Source organism: Pseudomonas sp. EA_65y_Pfl1_P113 (assembly GCF_963970525.1).
Lineage (GTDB): Bacteria > Pseudomonadota > Gammaproteobacteria > Pseudomonadales > Pseudomonadaceae > Aquipseudomonas > Aquipseudomonas tritici.
Window position 1 is genome coordinate 1 of record NZ_CAXAQM010000039.1, and the last position, 16,533, is coordinate 16,533.

Annotated in this window: 16 protein-coding genes; all 16 read right to left on the reverse strand. The window is 60.6% G+C overall.

The window, feature by feature from the left end; genetic code table 11:
- Nucleotides 1-130: 130 nt before the first annotated feature.
- Nucleotides 131-325 (reverse strand): hypothetical protein, encoded by a 195-nt coding sequence (locus AACY52_RS24415; protein ID WP_339418185.1) that lies wholly within the window; start codon nt 323-325, stop codon nt 131-133.
- Nucleotides 326-527: 202 nt separating this feature from the next.
- Nucleotides 528-854 (reverse strand): hypothetical protein, encoded by a 327-nt coding sequence (locus tag AACY52_RS24420; protein WP_339560861.1) that lies wholly within the window; start codon nt 852-854, stop codon nt 528-530.
- A gap of 168 nt (nt 855-1,022) precedes the next feature.
- On the reverse strand, nt 1,023-1,349 hold the full coding sequence (locus AACY52_RS24425; RefSeq protein WP_017738324.1) for a hypothetical protein: 327 nt from the start codon (nt 1,347-1,349) through the stop codon (nt 1,023-1,025).
- Nucleotides 1,346-2,251 carry an alpha/beta hydrolase gene (locus AACY52_RS24430; protein WP_339560862.1) on the reverse strand — a complete coding sequence of 302 codons (906 nt, stop codon included), beginning with the start codon at nt 2,249-2,251 and terminating at the stop codon, nt 1,346-1,348. Before AACY52_RS24430 ends, AACY52_RS24425 begins: the two co-directional genes overlap by 4 nt.
- A gap of 163 nt (nt 2,252-2,414) precedes the next feature.
- A complete protein-coding gene (locus tag AACY52_RS24435) occupies nt 2,415-3,692 on the reverse strand; it encodes a flavohemoglobin expression-modulating QEGLA motif protein (RefSeq protein WP_339418188.1) in 1,278 nt (425 codons plus the stop codon).
- A gap of 21 nt (nt 3,693-3,713) precedes the next feature.
- Nucleotides 3,714-4,274, reverse strand: a complete 561-nt coding sequence (locus AACY52_RS24440) for a hypothetical protein (RefSeq protein ID WP_339560863.1) — start codon at nt 4,272-4,274, stop codon at nt 3,714-3,716.
- Between the two features lie 146 nt (nt 4,275-4,420).
- Complete coding sequence (locus AACY52_RS24445; RefSeq protein ID WP_339418190.1) at nt 4,421-5,137, reverse strand: TetR family transcriptional regulator; 717 nt, start codon at nt 5,135-5,137, stop codon at nt 4,421-4,423.
- Nucleotides 5,138-5,243: 106 nt separating this feature from the next.
- Nucleotides 5,244-6,743, reverse strand: a complete 1,500-nt coding sequence (lysS, locus tag AACY52_RS24450) for a lysine--tRNA ligase (protein ID WP_339418191.1) — start codon at nt 6,741-6,743, stop codon at nt 5,244-5,246.
- A gap of 78 nt (nt 6,744-6,821) precedes the next feature.
- Nucleotides 6,822-7,917 (reverse strand): peptide chain release factor 2 gene (prfB, locus tag AACY52_RS24455; protein ID WP_339418192.1). Its coding sequence is split into 2 segments (ribosomal slippage): nt 6,822-7,844 and nt 7,846-7,917, totalling 1,095 coding nucleotides; the frame shifts between segments, so codons are not numbered across the junction.
- A 173-nt stretch (nt 7,918-8,090) separates the two neighbouring features.
- Nucleotides 8,091-9,092 carry a diguanylate cyclase gene (locus AACY52_RS24460; RefSeq protein ID WP_339455821.1) on the reverse strand — a complete coding sequence of 334 codons (1,002 nt, stop codon included), beginning with the start codon at nt 9,090-9,092 and terminating at the stop codon, nt 8,091-8,093.
- A gap of 52 nt (nt 9,093-9,144) precedes the next feature.
- Entirely contained in the window at nt 9,145-10,155 is a 1,011-nt protein-coding gene (locus AACY52_RS24465) for a chemotaxis response regulator protein-glutamate methylesterase (protein WP_339418194.1), read from the reverse strand.
- On the reverse strand, nt 10,152-12,419 hold the full coding sequence (locus AACY52_RS24470; protein WP_339418195.1) for a hybrid sensor histidine kinase/response regulator: 2,268 nt from the start codon (nt 12,417-12,419) through the stop codon (nt 10,152-10,154). Before AACY52_RS24470 ends, AACY52_RS24465 begins: the two co-directional genes overlap by 4 nt.
- A complete protein-coding gene (locus tag AACY52_RS24475) occupies nt 12,416-13,117 on the reverse strand; it encodes a chemotaxis protein CheW (protein WP_339418197.1) in 702 nt (233 codons plus the stop codon). The genes AACY52_RS24470 and AACY52_RS24475 overlap by 4 nt, the downstream gene beginning before the upstream one ends.
- Nucleotides 13,114-14,373, reverse strand: coding sequence for a protein-glutamate O-methyltransferase CheR (locus AACY52_RS24480; RefSeq protein WP_339418199.1), 1,260 nt, complete (start codon nt 14,371-14,373; stop codon nt 13,114-13,116). The genes AACY52_RS24475 and AACY52_RS24480 overlap by 4 nt, the downstream gene beginning before the upstream one ends.
- A complete protein-coding gene (locus AACY52_RS24485) occupies nt 14,370-14,882 on the reverse strand; it encodes a chemotaxis protein CheW (RefSeq protein ID WP_339418201.1) in 513 nt (170 codons plus the stop codon). The genes AACY52_RS24480 and AACY52_RS24485 overlap by 4 nt, the downstream gene beginning before the upstream one ends.
- On the reverse strand, nt 14,882-16,504 hold the full coding sequence (locus AACY52_RS24490; protein WP_339418203.1) for a methyl-accepting chemotaxis protein: 1,623 nt from the start codon (nt 16,502-16,504) through the stop codon (nt 14,882-14,884). The genes AACY52_RS24485 and AACY52_RS24490 overlap by 1 nt, the downstream gene beginning before the upstream one ends.
- Nucleotides 16,505-16,533 lie beyond the last annotated feature (29 nt).

Genomic DNA, 16,533 nt, shown 5'->3' on the forward strand with positions numbered 1-16,533 from the left:
GTTGAAAAGGTCGCCGAGGTCGAGCAGGTGCTGCTGAACAGACATAAAAAATCCGATGCCAGATATCTGGCATCGGATTTTCTAGGAACTTCGACGTGAGCTCAAATGCTTAAGTGAACAGCATTACACTTCACGGTGGGTTTTTTTTCGGCTCGTCAAACTGAATGGTGCGATTCGTATCCTCGGCAGGCATTTCAATCTTTGCGCTGGCCGGCTCATCCATCCGTTGATCGCGCTTGTACCTGCGAGCGGCTTCCTGTTCCAGCGCCACATGCTGTCTTGCCATGGCCAACATGTTTTCCAATACAGGAATATGTATTTTCATCCTCGACCCAATCTGAGTAGGTTGCACCATTTTATGTGGGAGTTTGAGTCGAAACGGTTCCAGACATTTCCTCCGCAAGTGTCCCCGGCAACGGCGTGAGCTGCCGCGCCACACGTTACACCGCCCGCTCCGTTGCTGGTTGTCGGTTTGAATCAACATGAAAAAACCGCCCGATAGAGGCGGTTTTTTGAGGGCGCGCGAATTAAACGCCGACCTTGCCTGAGCCCTGTGTCTGCGGCATTTGGATTTGGCCCTGACTGCCAGCCTGACCATCTTGTGCGCCTTGATCGCCTTGCGCGCCCTGAGACTTTTGTGCCAGCAGCTTCTCCAGCAGTTTCATCAGTTCATCGAGGCCACCTCCGCCCTCGCTACCCTGACCGCCTTTAGCACCTTGTGCCTGCATGTCTTTGATTTTGTTTTGAACGTCTCGAATCTGCTGATCGAGGCCTTGGTTTGATTGGGAGCCCCCGCCAACATTGGCACCAGCGCCCATGCGCCCTACGCCCGACACTCCGTTTATACCAGCCATATATGCTCACTCCAGACTAATGAAAAAATGGGCTGATCAGCATTGCCAATCAGCCCATAATCTGTGGTGAGCGCGCCAGACTGGTTCCAGCCGGCTGAACGCCTGACAGGCGTTAAATCATTAATCGGTACGTAAAATGGACCTTTCCCACAGCGCTGAAAACAGCGTTCACTGCTGCAATTGCGGGGTTTCTTGCCCCATGCATCGCACGGCCTGCTTCTTGTTGTTCACCAGCACACCGCTGAGGCCTTTCTGCTCGGTGTCGAACATCACCAGCACGCCATCCACGCATTGCGCGACTTGCGCGGCCGGGGTCAGGGAGATCTTGTAGTCCTCGCCGGGCACGGTCTTGAGCATGGTGAAATCGCTGAGCAGCAGCGCATCTTCGGGTTTGGCAAAGTGCAGGTAACCGTAGAACCACAGGCAACCGACGGTACCGATGATAGTGCCAATACCGGTGAGGATCAGCGGGATCATATTGCGTTCTTCGCTCATTGCGGGCTCTCTGATGAATCCACTCTTGGAGTGGGATAGTTCGGAATTTCGCCCAGGCGGCGTAGGCCGTTGAAGTGCCGCGGGTCGTCCAGGTAGCGCAGCATCACGGTTTGCCAGGTCTTGTCGGCAAAGGTTTGCACATGGCCGCCCCGGGTTAACTGCAGCACCCTTGGCGGCGGCGCGGCTTGGTACAGGCGGATGCCATTGGCCACTGGCACAACCGGGTCATCCAGGCTGTGAAACAACAGTTTCGGCACACCCGTCAGCTGAGGCATGGCGCGGATAGCACTGTCGGCGTCCGGTACCAGCCAGGACAGGGGCACTTGAAACAGCCATGTTAACCAGGAGGTACTTAGGGCGAATTGTCCTACGTCACGATAACTGGCGGGCACGCCGTCCAGCACCAGCCCCTTGAGCCGGGATTGGCGTTCCGGGTGGGCTGCCAGGTAGTGCACCGCCAGCGCGCCACCCAGGCTTTGGCCCAGAACGATCAGCGGCTGGCCCTGGGTTTCGGGCGCCTTGTCGATCCAGCGGAACGCCGCATCAACATCCTGATAGACCGCGGGTAATGATGGCGTGCCTTCCGACAGCCCATAACCGCGATAGTCCAGCAGCAGCACTTGGTAACCCTGCTCAGGCAACCACCAACTGCCGCCCAGGTGCCAGGCCAGGTTGCCGCCGTTGCCGTGCAAGTGCAGCACCGTACCCTTGAGCGGCACGCCGGGCTTGGCCGGTAGCCACCAGGCGTGCAGCTTCACGCCGTCGGCGGTGGTCAAGGTGACGTCGCGGTATTGCAGGTGGGCTTTTTCCGGTGTGAAAGGCAGGCCGGGCTCGGGGTAGAACAGCAGGGAGCTGCAGCCGTTCAAAGTGAGTAGCAGGCACAAAATGCCGAGGATTCTCATCCGTTGAAGCCTCGCTGGAAGGTTGTACTCATTTCTCAAGAACAAATGAGATCAAATGTGGGCGCTGGGGTTGCCTGCGATAACGGTGTATCAGTCACAGGTGTTTTCACTGAATGACCGCCATCGCAGGCGACCCAGCTCGCACATGTTTGGCGCGGTTTCTTCAAAGGATATTCGAATAATCCGCCTCAATCCGGTCCAGGCTCAAATGATTGAGGAAGTTGGAAAAGCACATCCATGCCGCCAGTGCATTCATGTCGCGGAACTGCTCCGGCAGGTACTTGGGCGGCACCACGAGGCCTTCGTCGACCAACTGACGCAGGGTTCGCATGTCTTCCAGGGTGGTCTTGCCGCAGAACAGCAGCGGCACTTGCTCCAGCTTGCCTTTACGCACGGCGAGCTGAATGTAGTTGTAGACCATGATAAAGCCCTTGAGGTAGGACAGATCCTTGGTAAACGGCAGACCGTTCGGCACCGAGCCACGGAATACGCGACTGGCGTTGCCATAGCTTTCGCCCATCTCAAAGCCTTGCTCGCGGAAGAACTCAAACACCTGCAGGAAGTCGGCGCCCTCCTCCACCATGTGAATGGCACGGGTGCGGTTGGTCAGTTTGCGCAGGCGGCTCGGGTAGGAGGCAAAGGTGATGATTTCCATCAGGATCGCCAGGCCTTCCTGAGTCACGGTGGAGGACGGCGGGCCCTTGGACAGGAACGTGCAGATCGGTTGGTTCTGCCCGTTTAGCGTGGTGCCAACATGCACCAGGCCTTCATGCACTTCCAGGGCCCGCACGTCGCGGTCATTGAACATCGCGTCGGCGCGGATCTTGATGTAGTCGGCGCCCGCCGCGGCGTCAGCGACAATACCGTCGGACTCAAACACGCGGATAGTCTCTTCGGCCTCGCCAAATACCTTGTTCAGGCGTGTTTGCAGCAGCGCCACGGCGTCCTGGGCGGTGAGGGTCTTGGCTTCATCCTTCAAATCGCCACGGCCGTCGATGTTGTTCAGATAGTCAGAAAGCATCAGGCCCAGGTCCGCCAGGGTCGGGTCGCCCGCGTGGAACGCATCGGAGGCGGCGCCATAGAGTTCCTGGGATATCAGGCCGAAATCCTCGGTACCGCGCGCTTCAAGCATGCGCACCACCATGCGATATTCCCGGCACATGCGGCGCATGATCTGCCCCACGGGGCTGAACTGGCCGAGGCGACGGGTAATGTCGCGCTCGATGTTCTGGAACTCCAGCTTTACCGCGCTGGAGTCGAACGTCAGTGGCCGATTCAGGTAATAGTCGCGGTCCACGGCGGGCATTTCCTTGCCCTTGGCCTTGAGGAATCCCTGACGAATGTTGTCGTCCCACTTCACGGCGTCGAGGACGCGAATCGGTGTCTGCGCCAGCACAATGCGATCAGACAAGGTGCGTATCGTCTGCTGGTAATCGTCCACCCGGTGCTTCCTCTTTAAACGTTATTTGCCCGTGCGCTGGTAGCGCACGGCTTCCACGAATACATCGGCGTTGGCCGGGTCATCCAGGTAGGCAAACACTTGGTCCATGGGGCTGTCGACCAATACGCCGTCGCCTTCCACGGTTTCCACAGTACTGCCGTGCAACGTCTTTTGGCCTATCGCTTGGTGGATCTGCTCAAGGTCCAGGTTATAGACCACCAATTCATGTTTTTCGCCGCTCTTACCCTCAAAGTCAAACCCCGCCAGGATGAAATGCCCGCCCAGTTTGGCCGGCAACGGCGCCGACAAGTACCAGCGGCTACCATGCCGGGAAACAGTAAACAGGTACTCATCACGCGGGCCCGGCTTGGCTGTAGGGTAGCTCACGGCTTTATAACGGTGGTCCCCCACGCGAGTGATGTGCAGGTTGAGCGGCTCGCCCCAGGCGTTTTTGCTCGACCATTTCCCCAGCAGGGCCGGCAGCGCGGCCTCATGGGCCGGCAGCGGGTCCTTGAAGGTCACCAGGCAACCGCTGAGCAGCAGGAACGACAAGGCAATTACCGCGATTCGCCAGGCTTTCATCGTGTACTCCACTGAATATCGTGCATGGCACCCGTTTATGTGGGAGCTGGCTTGCCTGCAATGGCATCAACCAACCGTGCCTGATTTACCGAGTTGTCTGCAGCGCAGGCAAGCCAGCGCCCACATAAAGCAGCGTCGACTTGTGACTACACCGAGGCCAACACCAAATGCATGTAACGCTTGAGAATTTCAAGCATCTCTTCACCGGTCAGAGGCTCTGCGCCGCTCAGCAGGCCCTGATATTCCATCCGACTGATTATCGCCGTCAACACTTTGGCATCCTGTTGCGGTTCGCGGGAGCCCAGTACCTGGAAAAACTGCTCAGTGCCCTGCAACAGAATCTGCTGATGGGAACGCACCAGTTCTGCCAGCCGCGGGTTCAGAAGCGCTTCCTGGCGAAAGGCCTGCTCGGCCATCAGGTGCTCACGGCGGTTGGTCAGTTGGCGCAACACGTAGTCAGCGGTCAAACGCGCAATATCATCGGCCAGTTGTGAACGCGACTGTGGGCTGCCATCGCCATAGGCGACCATTTCGCGCAGCAGGCCCTCGTTACGTACCCATAGCTTGCCCATGAACGCGGCACTGCGTTCGACGTATTGAGCGAAGGTATCGGTGAGCAAGTCGTCGATATCCTTGAAATAGTAGGTCGTGGCCGACAACGGCACCCCCGCCTCTGCCGCGATTGCACGATGGCGCACGGCCCGTACGCCATCACGCACCACGATGCGCATCGCCGCATCGAGAATGTCTTGCCTGCGTTGCTCACTGCCTCGGCGACTGGCCTTACGGCCCTGGTACTGGACGCTTTCAGCCACGGCAGCAGCAATGCCGGCGGCGCCTTCTTGAGCCATTACGCGGTTCACGACACACATCCTTGAATAGATCAAAACCTGGCGCTGTTTGCTTGACGCTTATAAACGCCGCATAAAAAAGCCGCCTTATAAAAGGCGGCTCTGGATTTCGCTAAGGTTACGCTTGTGGCCGCATGTGCGGGAACAGGATCACATCGCGGATCGACGGCGAGTTAGTCAACAGCATCACCAGGCGGTCGATGCCGATCCCTTCACCGGCGGTTGGCGGCATGCCATATTCCAGGGCGCGCACGAAGTCGGCATCGTAGTGCATGGCTTCGTCGTCGCCGGCGTCCTTGTCGGCCACCTGGGCCATGAAACGCTCGGCCTGGTCTTCCGCATCGTTCAACTCGGAGTAGGCGTTGGCGATTTCGCGGCCGCCGATGAACAATTCGAAACGGTCGGTGACGTTCGGGTTGTCATCGTTGCGACGGGCCAGCGGCGATACTTCGAACGGGTACTGGGTAATGAAGTGCGGCTGTTCCAGCTTGTGCTCCACCAACTCTTCGAAAATCATCACCTGCAATTTGCCCAGGCCTTCGAAGCCCAACACTTTTGCGCCGGCTTTCTTGGCAATGGCGCGTGCCTTGTCGATGTCGGTCAGGTCGTCAGCGGTCAACTCGGGGTTGTACTTGAGGATCGAATCGAACACCGACAGGCGCACGAACGGTTCGCCAAAGTGGAACACCTTGTCGCCGTACGGCACGTCAGTGCTGCCCAGGACCAACTGCGCCAGTTCGCGGAACAGTTCTTCAGTCAGGTCCATGTTGTCTTCGTAATCGGCGTAGGCCTGGTAGAACTCCAACATGGTGAATTCTGGGTTGTGACGCGTCGAAACGCCTTCGTTACGGAAGTTGCGGTTGATCTCGAACACTTTCTCAAACCCGCCAACCACAAGGCGCTTGAGGTACAGCTCAGGCGCGATACGCAGGAACATTTCCAGGTCCAGTGCGTTGTGGTGGGTTTCGAACGGCTTGGCTGCAGCACCACCGGGGATGGTTTGCAGCATCGGGGTTTCAACTTCCAGGAAGTCACGCTGCATCAAGAAGCTGCGGATGTGCGCGATGACTTGCGAACGCACGCGGAAGGTGTGGCGCACGTCTTCGTTGACGATCAGGTCAACATAGCGCTGGCGGTAGCGCTGCTCGGTGTCGGTGAGACCGTGGTGCTTGTCCGGCAGCGGGCGCAGGGATTTGGTCAGCAGGCGTACGCTGGTCATTTCAACGTACAGGTCGCCCTTGCCGGAACGGGCCAGGGTACCCTCGGCGGCGATGATGTCGCCCATGTCCCAGGTTTTCACCGAGGCCAGGGTATCTTCAGGCAGGGTCTTGCGGTTGACGTAGACCTGGATGCGACCGGTCATGTCCTGGATCACCATGAACGAGCCGCGGTTGAGCATGATGCGACCTGCCACCTTGACCGGGATCGCCGCTTCCGCCAGCTCTTCCTTGGTCTTGTCCGCGTATTGCTTCTGCAAGGCATCGCAGTAGTTTTCGCGGCGGAAGTCGTTGGGGAAGGCATTGCCCTTGGCGCGCTCGGCAGCCAGCTTTTCCTTGCGCAGGGCGATCAGGGAGTTTTCTTCCTGTTGCAGGGCTTGGTCGAGTTGTTGGTCGCTCATGTCTTTAAATATTCCATCAGGTTCGTTGCCCCCGGCCTGCGGCCGGGGATCGCCGGCGTGCCGGCTCCTAAAAAAGGGTTACAGGCCTGACTTCAGGCTGGCTTCCAGGTATTCGTCGATATCACCGTCGAGCACCTTGTCGCAGTCGCTGCGTTCGATGTTAGTGCGCAAATCCTTGATCCGCGACGCATCAAGCACATAAGAACGGATCTGGTGACCCCAGCCGATATCCGACTTGGTGTCTTCCAGCGCCTGGGAAGCGGCGTTGCGCTTCTGCATTTCCTGCTCGTACAACTTGGCCCGCAGCATTTTCATGGCGGTGTCCTTGTTCGCGTGCTGGGAGCGTTCGTTCTGGCAGCTGACCACGGTGTTGGTCGGTACGTGGGTAATACGTACGGCCGAGTCGGTGGTGTTTACGTGCTGGCCACCGGCACCGGAGGAGCGGTAGGTATCGATGCGCAGGTCGGCCGGGTTGATCTCGATCTCGACCTTGTCGTCGATCTCTGGCGAGACGAAAACAGCAGAGAACGAGGTGTGGCGACGGTTGCCGGAGTCAAACGGGCTCTTGCGCACCAGGCGGTGCACGCCGATCTCGGTGCGCAGCCAGCCAAAGGCGTACTCGCCCTTGATATGCACGGTCGCGCCCTTGATACCGGCGACTTCACCGGCGGACAGTTCCATGATCGTCGCTTCGAAACCGCGCTTGTCAGCCCAGCGCAAGTACATGCGCAGCAGGATGTTGGCCCAGTCCTGGGCTTCGGTACCGCCGGAACCGGCCTGAATGTCCAGGTAGGCGTTGTTCGGGTCCATTTCGTGGCTGAACATGCGGCGGAATTCGAGCTTGGCGAGGTTGTCCTCGAGACGGGCCAGCTCGGCGACGACATCGCCCACTGCGCCTTCGTCGTCTTCTTCGACGGCCATGTCCAGCAGGTCACGGCAATCAGCCAGACCGGTGTTCAGTTCATCGAGGGTGTCGACGATCTGCGCCAGCGCAGCGCGCTCGCGGCCCAGTTCCTGGGCGTATTCAGGTTTGTTCCAGACAGCAGGATCTTCAAGCTCGCGATTGACTTCGGTCAGACGCTCATGCTTTTGATCGTAGTCAAAGATACCCCCGAATAGTTTCGGAGCGCTCGGACAGGTCCTTGATGGTGTTAAGGATCGGGTTGATTTCCATGGCGGGCAGCACTCGTTGGCGAACTTTTGAAAGCCGACGAGTATAACGGCAAACGGGGGGGAACGGCAGCCCGCTGGGCGAAAAGGCGCGGGCCTTGTACACGATCCATAGAACGATACGGATCAAACTCGTGAGCAAGCCCGCTCCCACATTAGATTTCCAGCGCCTTCAGGTCACTCAATCCCCACCTGATTGCGCCCATTATGCTTGGCCATATACAACCCCTTGTCCGCCGCCATGATCAACTGTCGGCAGTCCGTGCCCTGCACCGGTGTCATGGTCGACAGGCCGATGCTGATGGTCAGGCTCGCCCCCTCAGCCGGCGCTATGTGTGGGATTTTCAGCGCGGCAACGGCCATGCGTAGCTTTTCAGCCACCAGGCGTGCGCCGCCCGGCGAGGTGTTCGGCAGTACCAAGGCGAACTCTTCACCGCCGTAGCGCGCCGGCAGGTCCGAGGGGCGACTGCTGGCTTCGCGGATGGTGTCGGCGACCTTGCGCAAGGCTTCGTCGCCTTCGACGTGGCCGAAGCTGTCGTTGTAGGTCTTGAAAAAATCCACGTCGATCATCAGCAGCGACAGTTGGGTCTGGTCGCGCATGGCACGACGCCATTCCAGTTCCAGGTATTCGTCGAAGTGGCGGCGGTTGGACAGCCCGGTGAGGCCGTCGGAGTTCATCAAGCGTTGCAGCACCAGATTGGTGTCCAGCAGTTGCTGCTGGCTGACTCGCAGCGCTCGATAAGCCGCGTCCCGTTGCAACAAGGTCATGTAGGAGCGCGAGTGATAGCGGATGCGCGCCACCAGTTCGATATTGTCCGGCAGCTTGACCAGGTAGTCGTTGGCGCCGGCCGAAAACGCCGCGCTCTTGATCAGCGGGTCTTCCTTGGTGGAAAGCACGATGATCGGAATGTTTTGCGTGGCCGGGTGGTTGCGGTATTCGCGCACCAGCGTCAGGCCGTCGAGGCCAGGCATCACCAAGTCTTGCAGGATAACGGTCGGTTTGATGCGGATCGCCTGGGCAATCGCCTGGTGCGGGTCGGCGCAGAAGTGGAAGTCGATGTTTTCTTCATGGGCCAGGCCACGTCGCACGGCTTCGCCGATCATGGCTTGGTCGTCGACAAGCAACACCATGGCAGCATTTTCATCGGTCTTGATGTCGTCGATCTGTAAATCATTCATGTGCAATCACCTGAATTACTTTCCTGCTGGCCAGCACCCTGGAGGGTCTTGATCATTTTGCGAAGACCTCCAGTAATCGGGGCGCAATTGTGTCCAGTGGGCGAATTTCAACAGCAGCATCAATCGCCGCCGCCGCTTTGGGCATGCCATACACCGCCGAGCTCTGCTGATCCTGGGCGATGGTTAGATAACCTTGTTCACGCAGCAACTTGAGGCCTTGGGCCCCGTCGCGCCCCATACCAGTCAGCAAGACGCCAACGGCGTCACCATTCCAGTGGCTCGCCACGCTTTCGAAAAACACGTCGATCGACGGCCGGTAAATCTCGTTCACTGGCTCTGCGGTATAGGCTAGCGTGCCATTCTTCAACAGACGAATATGGTGGTTGGTGCCGGCGAGCAGCACGACACCGCTTTGCGGTGGCTCACCCTCGCGGGCCAGGCGCACCGGCAGGCCAGAGGCGCTGCTCAGCCACTCGGCCATGCCGGCGGCAAACACCTGGTCCACATGCTGCACCAGTACGATGGCGGCGGGAAAGTCTTGAGGCAAACCCTTGAGCAGGATTTCCAGGGCCGCCGGGCCACCTGCCGAGGAACCGATAGCCACCAGACTCTGGCGCTTGCCGGTGGCGCGCGGCGGGGCGGCGTCGGCACGCAGGCGGCTTCCACGCTGGCCGATCAACCAGCCGATATTGAAGATCTTGCGCAGCAGCGGCGCCGCGGCATCCTTGGGGTTGCCCACGCCCAGCGGCGGCGTGTCCACCACATCCAGGGCGCCATGGCCCATGGCTTCGAACACGCGGCTGACATTGGCTTGGCGGTCGACGGTGACGATAACGATGGCACACGGGGTCTCGGCCATGATCTGCCGAGTGGCTTCCACGCCGTCCATTACGGGCATGATCAAGTCCATCAGGATCAGATCCGGGGTCAGCTCAGCGCAGCGCTGCACCGCTTCCAGGCCATTGGCTGCCACCCACACAACCTGGTGAGCAGGTTCGAAACTCAAGGCACGGCGAAGGGCCTCAACCGCGAGGGGCATGTCATTGACGATTGCGATCCTCATGCGCGCGCGCCTCCGATCAGTTCCACCACCGCGTCCAGCAACGCGTCATCATGGAAACTGGCTTTGGCTAAATAATAGTCGGCGCCGGCATCCAGTCCACGACGCCGGTCTTCTTCGCGATCCTTGTAGGACACCACCATCACCGGCAACGATTGCAGGCGACTGTCACGGCGCAAGAGTGTGACCAATTCAATACCGTCCATGCGAGGCATATCAATGTCTGTGATCAGCAGGTCGAAGTCTTCGGAACGCAGGGCGTTCCAGCCGTCCATGCCATCGACCGCGACGGCCACTTCATAGCCACGATTGAGTAACAATTTGCGTTGCAGCTCACGCACGGTCAGCGAGTCATCCACCACCAGCACCCGTTTACGCGGCGCCTCGGTGGTTTGTTGACTGCGCCGGGCAATACGTTCCAAACGCCCGGTGTTGAGCAACTTGTCCACCGAACGCAGCATGTCTTCAACGTCGACGATCAACACCACCGAGCCGTCGTCGAGCAAGGCGCCGGCGGAGATGTCCTGGACCTTGCCCAGGCGATCATCCAGCGGCAACACCACCAGCGTACGCTCGCCGATAAAACGCTCCACGGCAATCCCGTACACGGCATCGCGCTCGCGGATCACCACCACTTTCAACGTGTCTGACTGACTCTGCCCCGCCGGGCGCTGCAACAACTGGCTGGCGGCAACCAGGCCGACATGCCGGCCCTCGTGCCAGAAATGCTGGCGGCCTTCGAGTTGCACAATATCGTCGGGCGCCAGGTCGCACATGCGCTCGATATGGGCCAGCGGGAACGCGTAGGCTTCTTCGCCGACCTCCACCACCAGGCTGCGCACCACCGACAAGGTCAACGGCACTTCCAGGTGGAAACGACTGCCCTGCCCCGCCGCCTGCTCCAGCACCACCGCACCCCGCAGTTGGCGGACCATGTGTTGCACCGCATCCAGGCCGACCCCGCGCCCGGACACTTCGGTGACCTTGTCGCGCAGGCTGAACCCCGGCAGGAACAGGAACGTCAGCAGCTCTTCTTCGCTCAGGCGCAGGGCGGTTTCCAACGGCGACAGATGTCGATCGACGATGGTGCCGCGCAAGCGCTCCAAGTCGACGCCATTGCCGTCGTCGCTCAACTCCAGCACCAACAAACCGGCCTGATGGGACGCGCGCAGGCGGATCAGGCCTTCAGCCGGCTTGCCCGCGAGCAGGCGTTGCTCAGGCATTTCGATGCCGTGGTCAACGGCATTGCGCAACAAATGGGTGAGTGGCGCTTCGAGCTTTTCCAGCACGTCGCGGTCGACCTGAGTCTTTTCACCCTCTATCTCCAGGCGCACCTGCTTGCCCAGGCTGCGGCCAAGGTCGCGCACCATGCGCACCTGCCCAGCGAGGACATCGGCAAACGGTCGCATACGGCAGGCCAGGGCGGTGTCATACAGCACCTGGGCACGCTGCCCGGCCTGCCAGCCGAACTCGTCCAGCTCGGCATGTTTTTCCGCCAGCAAGGCCTGAGCTTCGCTCAACAAGCGGCGGGTGTCGGCCAAGGCTTCCTGGGCTTCGAGGTTAAAACCCACGGTTTTGAGCTGGCCGTCCAACGTGTCGAGGGCGCGCACGCTTTGGCTTTGAATGCGTTTGAGGCGCTGTAGGCTGGCCAGGTAGGGCTTGAGCCGCTGGGTTTCCACCAGGGATTTGCTCGACAGGTCGAGCAAGCTGTTCAAGCGCTCGGCGGTCACCCGCAGTACGCGCTCGCCGCCTTCGGTCATGCGTTTGTTCTGGCGAGGCGGCTCGGCGGTAATCGGCGGAGCGGGCTCGGGTTCCGGCGGCAGTTCTTCAACGACCGGCTCCGGCGCTGCCGGCGGCGTTGCCTTGACCGGCGCCTGGGACGGGCCCAGCAGGCGCTCCATCAACGCCACATAAGCTTCGATGTCCGCCGGCCCCACGTCATTGCCCGGCGTGGCGATGCGCATCAGCAGATCAGTGCCTTGCAGCAGCGCATCAATATGTTCGGGTTGCAGGTACAGGCGGCTTTCCTGGGCGCTGACCAGGCAATCCTCCATGACGTGGGACACGCTGACTCCGGCGTCCACCCCAACGATGCGCGCGGCGCCCTTGAGCGAGTGCGCCGCGCGCATGCACGCTTCAAGCTGGTCAGCCTGGGTCGGGTTGCGTTCCAGGGCCAGCAGGCCCGCGCTGAGTACCTGGGTCTGCGCATCAGCTTCCAGGCTGAACAGTTCCAGCAGTGAGGCGTCGCGCATCTGGTCGGGGGTCATGTGAGGCTCCGGGTCACGGCGGACAACAATTGCGCCTCGTCCAGCCAACGCAGGCTGCGGCCTTTCCACTGCAGCACACCCTGGGTAAAGCGGCCGCTGGCCTGGGTGCCGGAGGCCGATGCGGCCTTCAGGGTGCGCTCATCAACAGCATGGATACCGTCGACTTCATCCACCGGCACCACCACCGGACCATCCTGGGCGGCGATGATCAACATGCGCGGCATGATGCGCCCACCGCTGGCGCTCTGGGGGGTGGCGTCCAGGCCCAGCAACTCCACCAGCGACAGGCACGCCACCAGCGCGCCGCGCACGTTGGCCACGCCAAGCAAGGCGCGGGAGCGTTGGTGTGGCAGGGAGTGAATCGGTTGCAACGGCGCCACTTCCACCAGGCAACGGGTGGCAATGCCCAGCCATTCTTCGCCGAGGCGGAACATCAGCAGGGAATGCGTGACCACCTCCTCGCCCAATTCGACCGCGTTGTACGCGCGATGCGCGTCCTGCTGCAATGCGTAGCGATCCAGCAATCGCGTGGCCGCAGCCGAGTACACCGAGCAGTTGCGGCAATGGATGTGGTCCGCCAGCAACGGGCAGGACTTGTCGCCATGGATGCCGATGCGGTTCCAACAGTCATCGATGGCTTGGGTGTCAGCCAGGGTCAGGTCCAGGCCTGCGGTATCGAGCGCCTCGGTGTTATTCATCGCTTGGACTCACTGTCAGCTCGCTCGCTCCGCGCGGCGCGCGCCTGCAAGCGGCGCGCCCCCGCGCTGTCACCCTGGGACTCAAGCAACGCGGCCAGGTGCATCAACGCCTGCGGATGCTGGGGTTCCAGGTACAAGGCTTTTCGATAATAGCCCTGGGCCTCCAGGGCACTGCCGGCCACGTCGCTGAGCAGCCCAAGCCAGTAGAACACTTGGGCGGCCGGCGGGTGGTTGTTCAGGTATTGCTCGCAAGCGGCGCGGGCATCAAGGCTTTTGCCTTCGTTGGCCAGGGAGGCGATCCGACTGAGCAGATCAGCCGCGTCGGAATGCGCCACCTTGATTGGCAACACTTGGGCGCTGACCGCGCTGAAGGGCCGCGGCCTGGTGGGAATCGGCGCCGCACTGCGCTGCGGGAAGGGCGCGGCGATAGGCACAAACACCGGCTCCGGCTTGACCGGCTCAGCCTGCCGACTGAACGCAAATGACTGCGGTACACCAATCGAACGCATGCCATGGCGCCCCAGCAGGCTGCCCTCGGCCGGGCCGATAAACAGCACGCCCTCCTCATGGGTCAAGCCTTTGAGCACATCAAACACTTGCTTCTGGGTCGGCTGGTCGAAATAGATCAACAGGTTGCGACAAAACACAAAGTCGTAGCTCGCCTCATTGGCCAGCAGCGCCGGGTCAAGCAGGTTGCCGACTTGCAGGCGCACCTGTTCGCGCACGCGGTCGGCGATGTGGTAGCCGTCACCGAATTCGGTGAAATGTCGGTCGCGAAACGCCAGATCGCCGCCGCGAAACGAGTTCTTGCCATACACCCCGCGTCGCGCGCGCTCAACCGACAGTGGGCTGACATCCAAGCCCAGCACCTTGAACTGGTGCGGAGCCAAACCGGCATCCAGCAGCGCCATGGCAATCGAATAAGGTTCTTCGCCGGTGGAGCACGGCAGGCTGAGGATGCGCAGGGCGCGCATCTGCTTGATGTCGAGCAGGCGGGCCTTGGCCAAGCGGGAGAGGGTTGCAAAGGATTCGGGATAACGGAAAAACCAGGTCTCGGGGACGATTACCGCCTCGATCAGCGCCTGCTGTTCATCCTCGCAGCTTTGCAGGTGCTGCCAGTATTCGCCGGCCCCTTGGGCATTGACGGCCTGGCTGCGTTGGCGCACCGCACGCTCGATAATGGCTTCGCCCACAGACGCAACGTCCAGGCCGATGCGCTCTTTCAGGAAGGCAAAAAAACGCGGGTCGTGGCTCATACGCTCGGCTCTGCAGAAAACAGCAAGGCGCGCACTTCGTCGGTGAGCAATTCGTTAACCCCAATCCACTGCATCAAACCCAAGGTGTCTTCACGCACCAGCCCCAGGTAAGGCGCCTCGCGGTTATCCAGGCCATAAGGCTTGAACTCGCCAAGGTCGCAACGCAGGGTGTCGGTGGCTTGTTCCAGGATCAGCCCCAGCCAACGCGCTTGAACCCAAGACTGCGGTTGATAATTGACCAGCACCAGGCGCGTGCTGGTGCGCGCCTGGGCCGGCGTGCCGAAGGCCAGGGCGCTGAGGTCGATGACCGGCACCAGCGCGCCACGATGGGCAAAAATGCCCGACACCCACTGCGGTGCATGGGCAATCGGTTTGAGTGGCAGGCGCGGCAGTACCTCGGCGACTTCCGTGGCCCTGAGGGCAAAACGCTCGTCGCCGATGTGGAACACCAGGAACAACGCCTTTTTCGCTGCCGGGACGACACCGTGTCTAGCCGCGTGATCGCTCATCAGACTTTGAAACGCGACACGCCGCTGCGCAGACCGACCGCAACCTGGCTCAGCTCATCAATGGCAAAGCTGGCCTGGCGCAGCGAGTCGACAGTCTGGCTGCTGGCATCCCCCAGTTGCACCAACGCGTGGTTGATCTGCTCGGCGCCGGTAGCCTGGGCCTGCATGCCTTCGTTGACCATCAACACCCGCGGCGCCAGCGCCTGTACCTGATGGATGATCTGCGACAGCTGCTCGCCCACTTGCTGCACTTCGAACATGCCGCGACGTACTTCTTCGGAGAACTTGTCCATGCCCATCACACCTGCGGACACCGCCGACTGGATCTCGCGCACCATCTGCTCGATGTCGTAGGTGGCCACGGCGGTCTGGTCGGCAAGGCGGCGAACTTCGGTGGCAACCACGGCAAAACCGCGACCGTATTCACCGGCCTTCTCGGCCTCGATGGCCGCGTTGAGCGACAGCAGGTTGGTCTGGTCAGCGACCTTGACGATGGTCACCACCACCTGATTGATGTTGCCGGCCTTCTCATTGAGGATCGCCAGCTTGGCGTTCACCAGGTCGGCGGCGCCCATCACCGAGTGCATGGTTTCTTCCATGCGCGCCAGGCCTTGCTGCCCGGAACCGGCGGCGACCGACGCCTGGTCGGCAGCGGTGGACACTTCGGTCATGGTGCGCACCAGGTCCTTGGACGTGGCAGCGATTTCGCGGGACGTGGCGCCGATCTCAGTGGTAGTCGCAGCGGTTTCAGTGGCGGTGGCCTGTTGCTGCTTGGACGTGGCGGCAATCTCGGTGACCGAGGTGGTCACCTGCACCGACGAGCGCTGGGCCTGGGACACGAGGCCGGTGAGCTCGGTCATCATGTCGTTGAAGCCGGTCTCCACCGCACCGAATTCGTCCTTGCGCTCCAGGTTCAGGCGTTTGCTCAGGTCACCGGTGCGCATGGTTTCAAGGATCTCGACGATGCGCTGCATCGGCGCCATGATCGCGCGCATCAGCAGCAGGCCGCAAAGGCCGGCGGCAAGGATGGCGATAAGCAGCGACACAGCCATGCTGATCTTGGCCGACAAGACTGCCTCGTCGATCGCCGCCGTGGCGCGGTCAGACACGTTCTTGTTTTCAGTGATGATGTCGTTGAGTTTCATGCGCCCTTCAGTCCAGATAGGCGTCAATTGCTCCTCGACCAATACGCTAGCCCCTGGCAGGTCGTTGGCTTCGATGCGCTCCAGCACCTGGGCGAGGACTTTGTTGTACGTCGTGTGCGCCGCCTTGAAGTTATCGAATTCCATGCGGTCAGCCTGGTTATGAATGGTTTTTTCATAGTTGGCCATCTGCTGTTCGATACGCGCTTCGAAGGACTTGTAGTGCGACCTATCGTTGTTGCTGAGCGTTTTTCCGTCGCGCAGACCAATGATATCGACGGTTTCAAGGTAGCTGTCGACCCACGCGCTGCGGATCATCGAGCTGAGGTAAACGCCCGGTACCGCGTCGTCACGCACCACCTCCTGGCTGGTTTCGATCTTCAGCAACCGTGAGTAGGAGACCACAACCATTAACAGCATGATGGCGATAATGACCGCAAAGCTTGCCAAGATCCGTTGGCGCAAGGTCCAGTTCTTCACAGTAATTCCTCGAAGGGCCATTCAAATGG

Excerpts from the sequence above, each read along its gene's own strand:
- lysS (WP_339418191.1), bottom strand. The coding sequence starts at position 6,743 with ATGAGCGACCAACAACTCGACCAAGCCCTGCAACAGGAAGAAAACTCC.
- AACY52_RS24430 (WP_339560862.1), bottom strand. The coding sequence starts at position 2,251 with ATGAGAATCCTCGGCATTTTGTGCCTGCTACTCACTTTGAACGGCTGC.
- AACY52_RS24475 (WP_339418197.1), bottom strand. The coding sequence starts at position 13,117 with ATGAATAACACCGAGGCGCTCGATACCGCAGGCCTGGACCTGACCCTG.
- AACY52_RS24485 (WP_339418201.1), bottom strand. The coding sequence starts at position 14,882 with ATGAGCGATCACGCGGCTAGACACGGTGTCGTCCCGGCAGCGAAAAAG.
- AACY52_RS24420 (WP_339560861.1), bottom strand. The coding sequence starts at position 854 with ATGGCTGGTATAAACGGAGTGTCGGGCGTAGGGCGCATGGGCGCTGGT.
- AACY52_RS24460 (WP_339455821.1), bottom strand. The coding sequence starts at position 9,092 with ATGAATGATTTACAGATCGACGACATCAAGACCGATGAAAATGCTGCC.
- AACY52_RS24425 (WP_017738324.1), bottom strand. The coding sequence starts at position 1,349 with ATGAGCGAAGAACGCAATATGATCCCGCTGATCCTCACCGGTATTGGC.
- AACY52_RS24415 (WP_339418185.1), bottom strand. The coding sequence starts at position 325 with ATGAAAATACATATTCCTGTATTGGAAAACATGTTGGCCATGGCAAGA.
- AACY52_RS24465 (WP_339418194.1), bottom strand. The coding sequence starts at position 10,155 with ATGAGGATCGCAATCGTCAATGACATGCCCCTCGCGGTTGAGGCCCTT.
- AACY52_RS24480 (WP_339418199.1), bottom strand. The coding sequence starts at position 14,373 with ATGAGCCACGACCCGCGTTTTTTTGCCTTCCTGAAAGAGCGCATCGGC.
- AACY52_RS24470 (WP_339418195.1), bottom strand. The coding sequence starts at position 12,419 with ATGACCCCCGACCAGATGCGCGACGCCTCACTGCTGGAACTGTTCAGC.
- AACY52_RS24440 (WP_339560863.1), bottom strand. The coding sequence starts at position 4,274 with ATGAAAGCCTGGCGAATCGCGGTAATTGCCTTGTCGTTCCTGCTGCTC.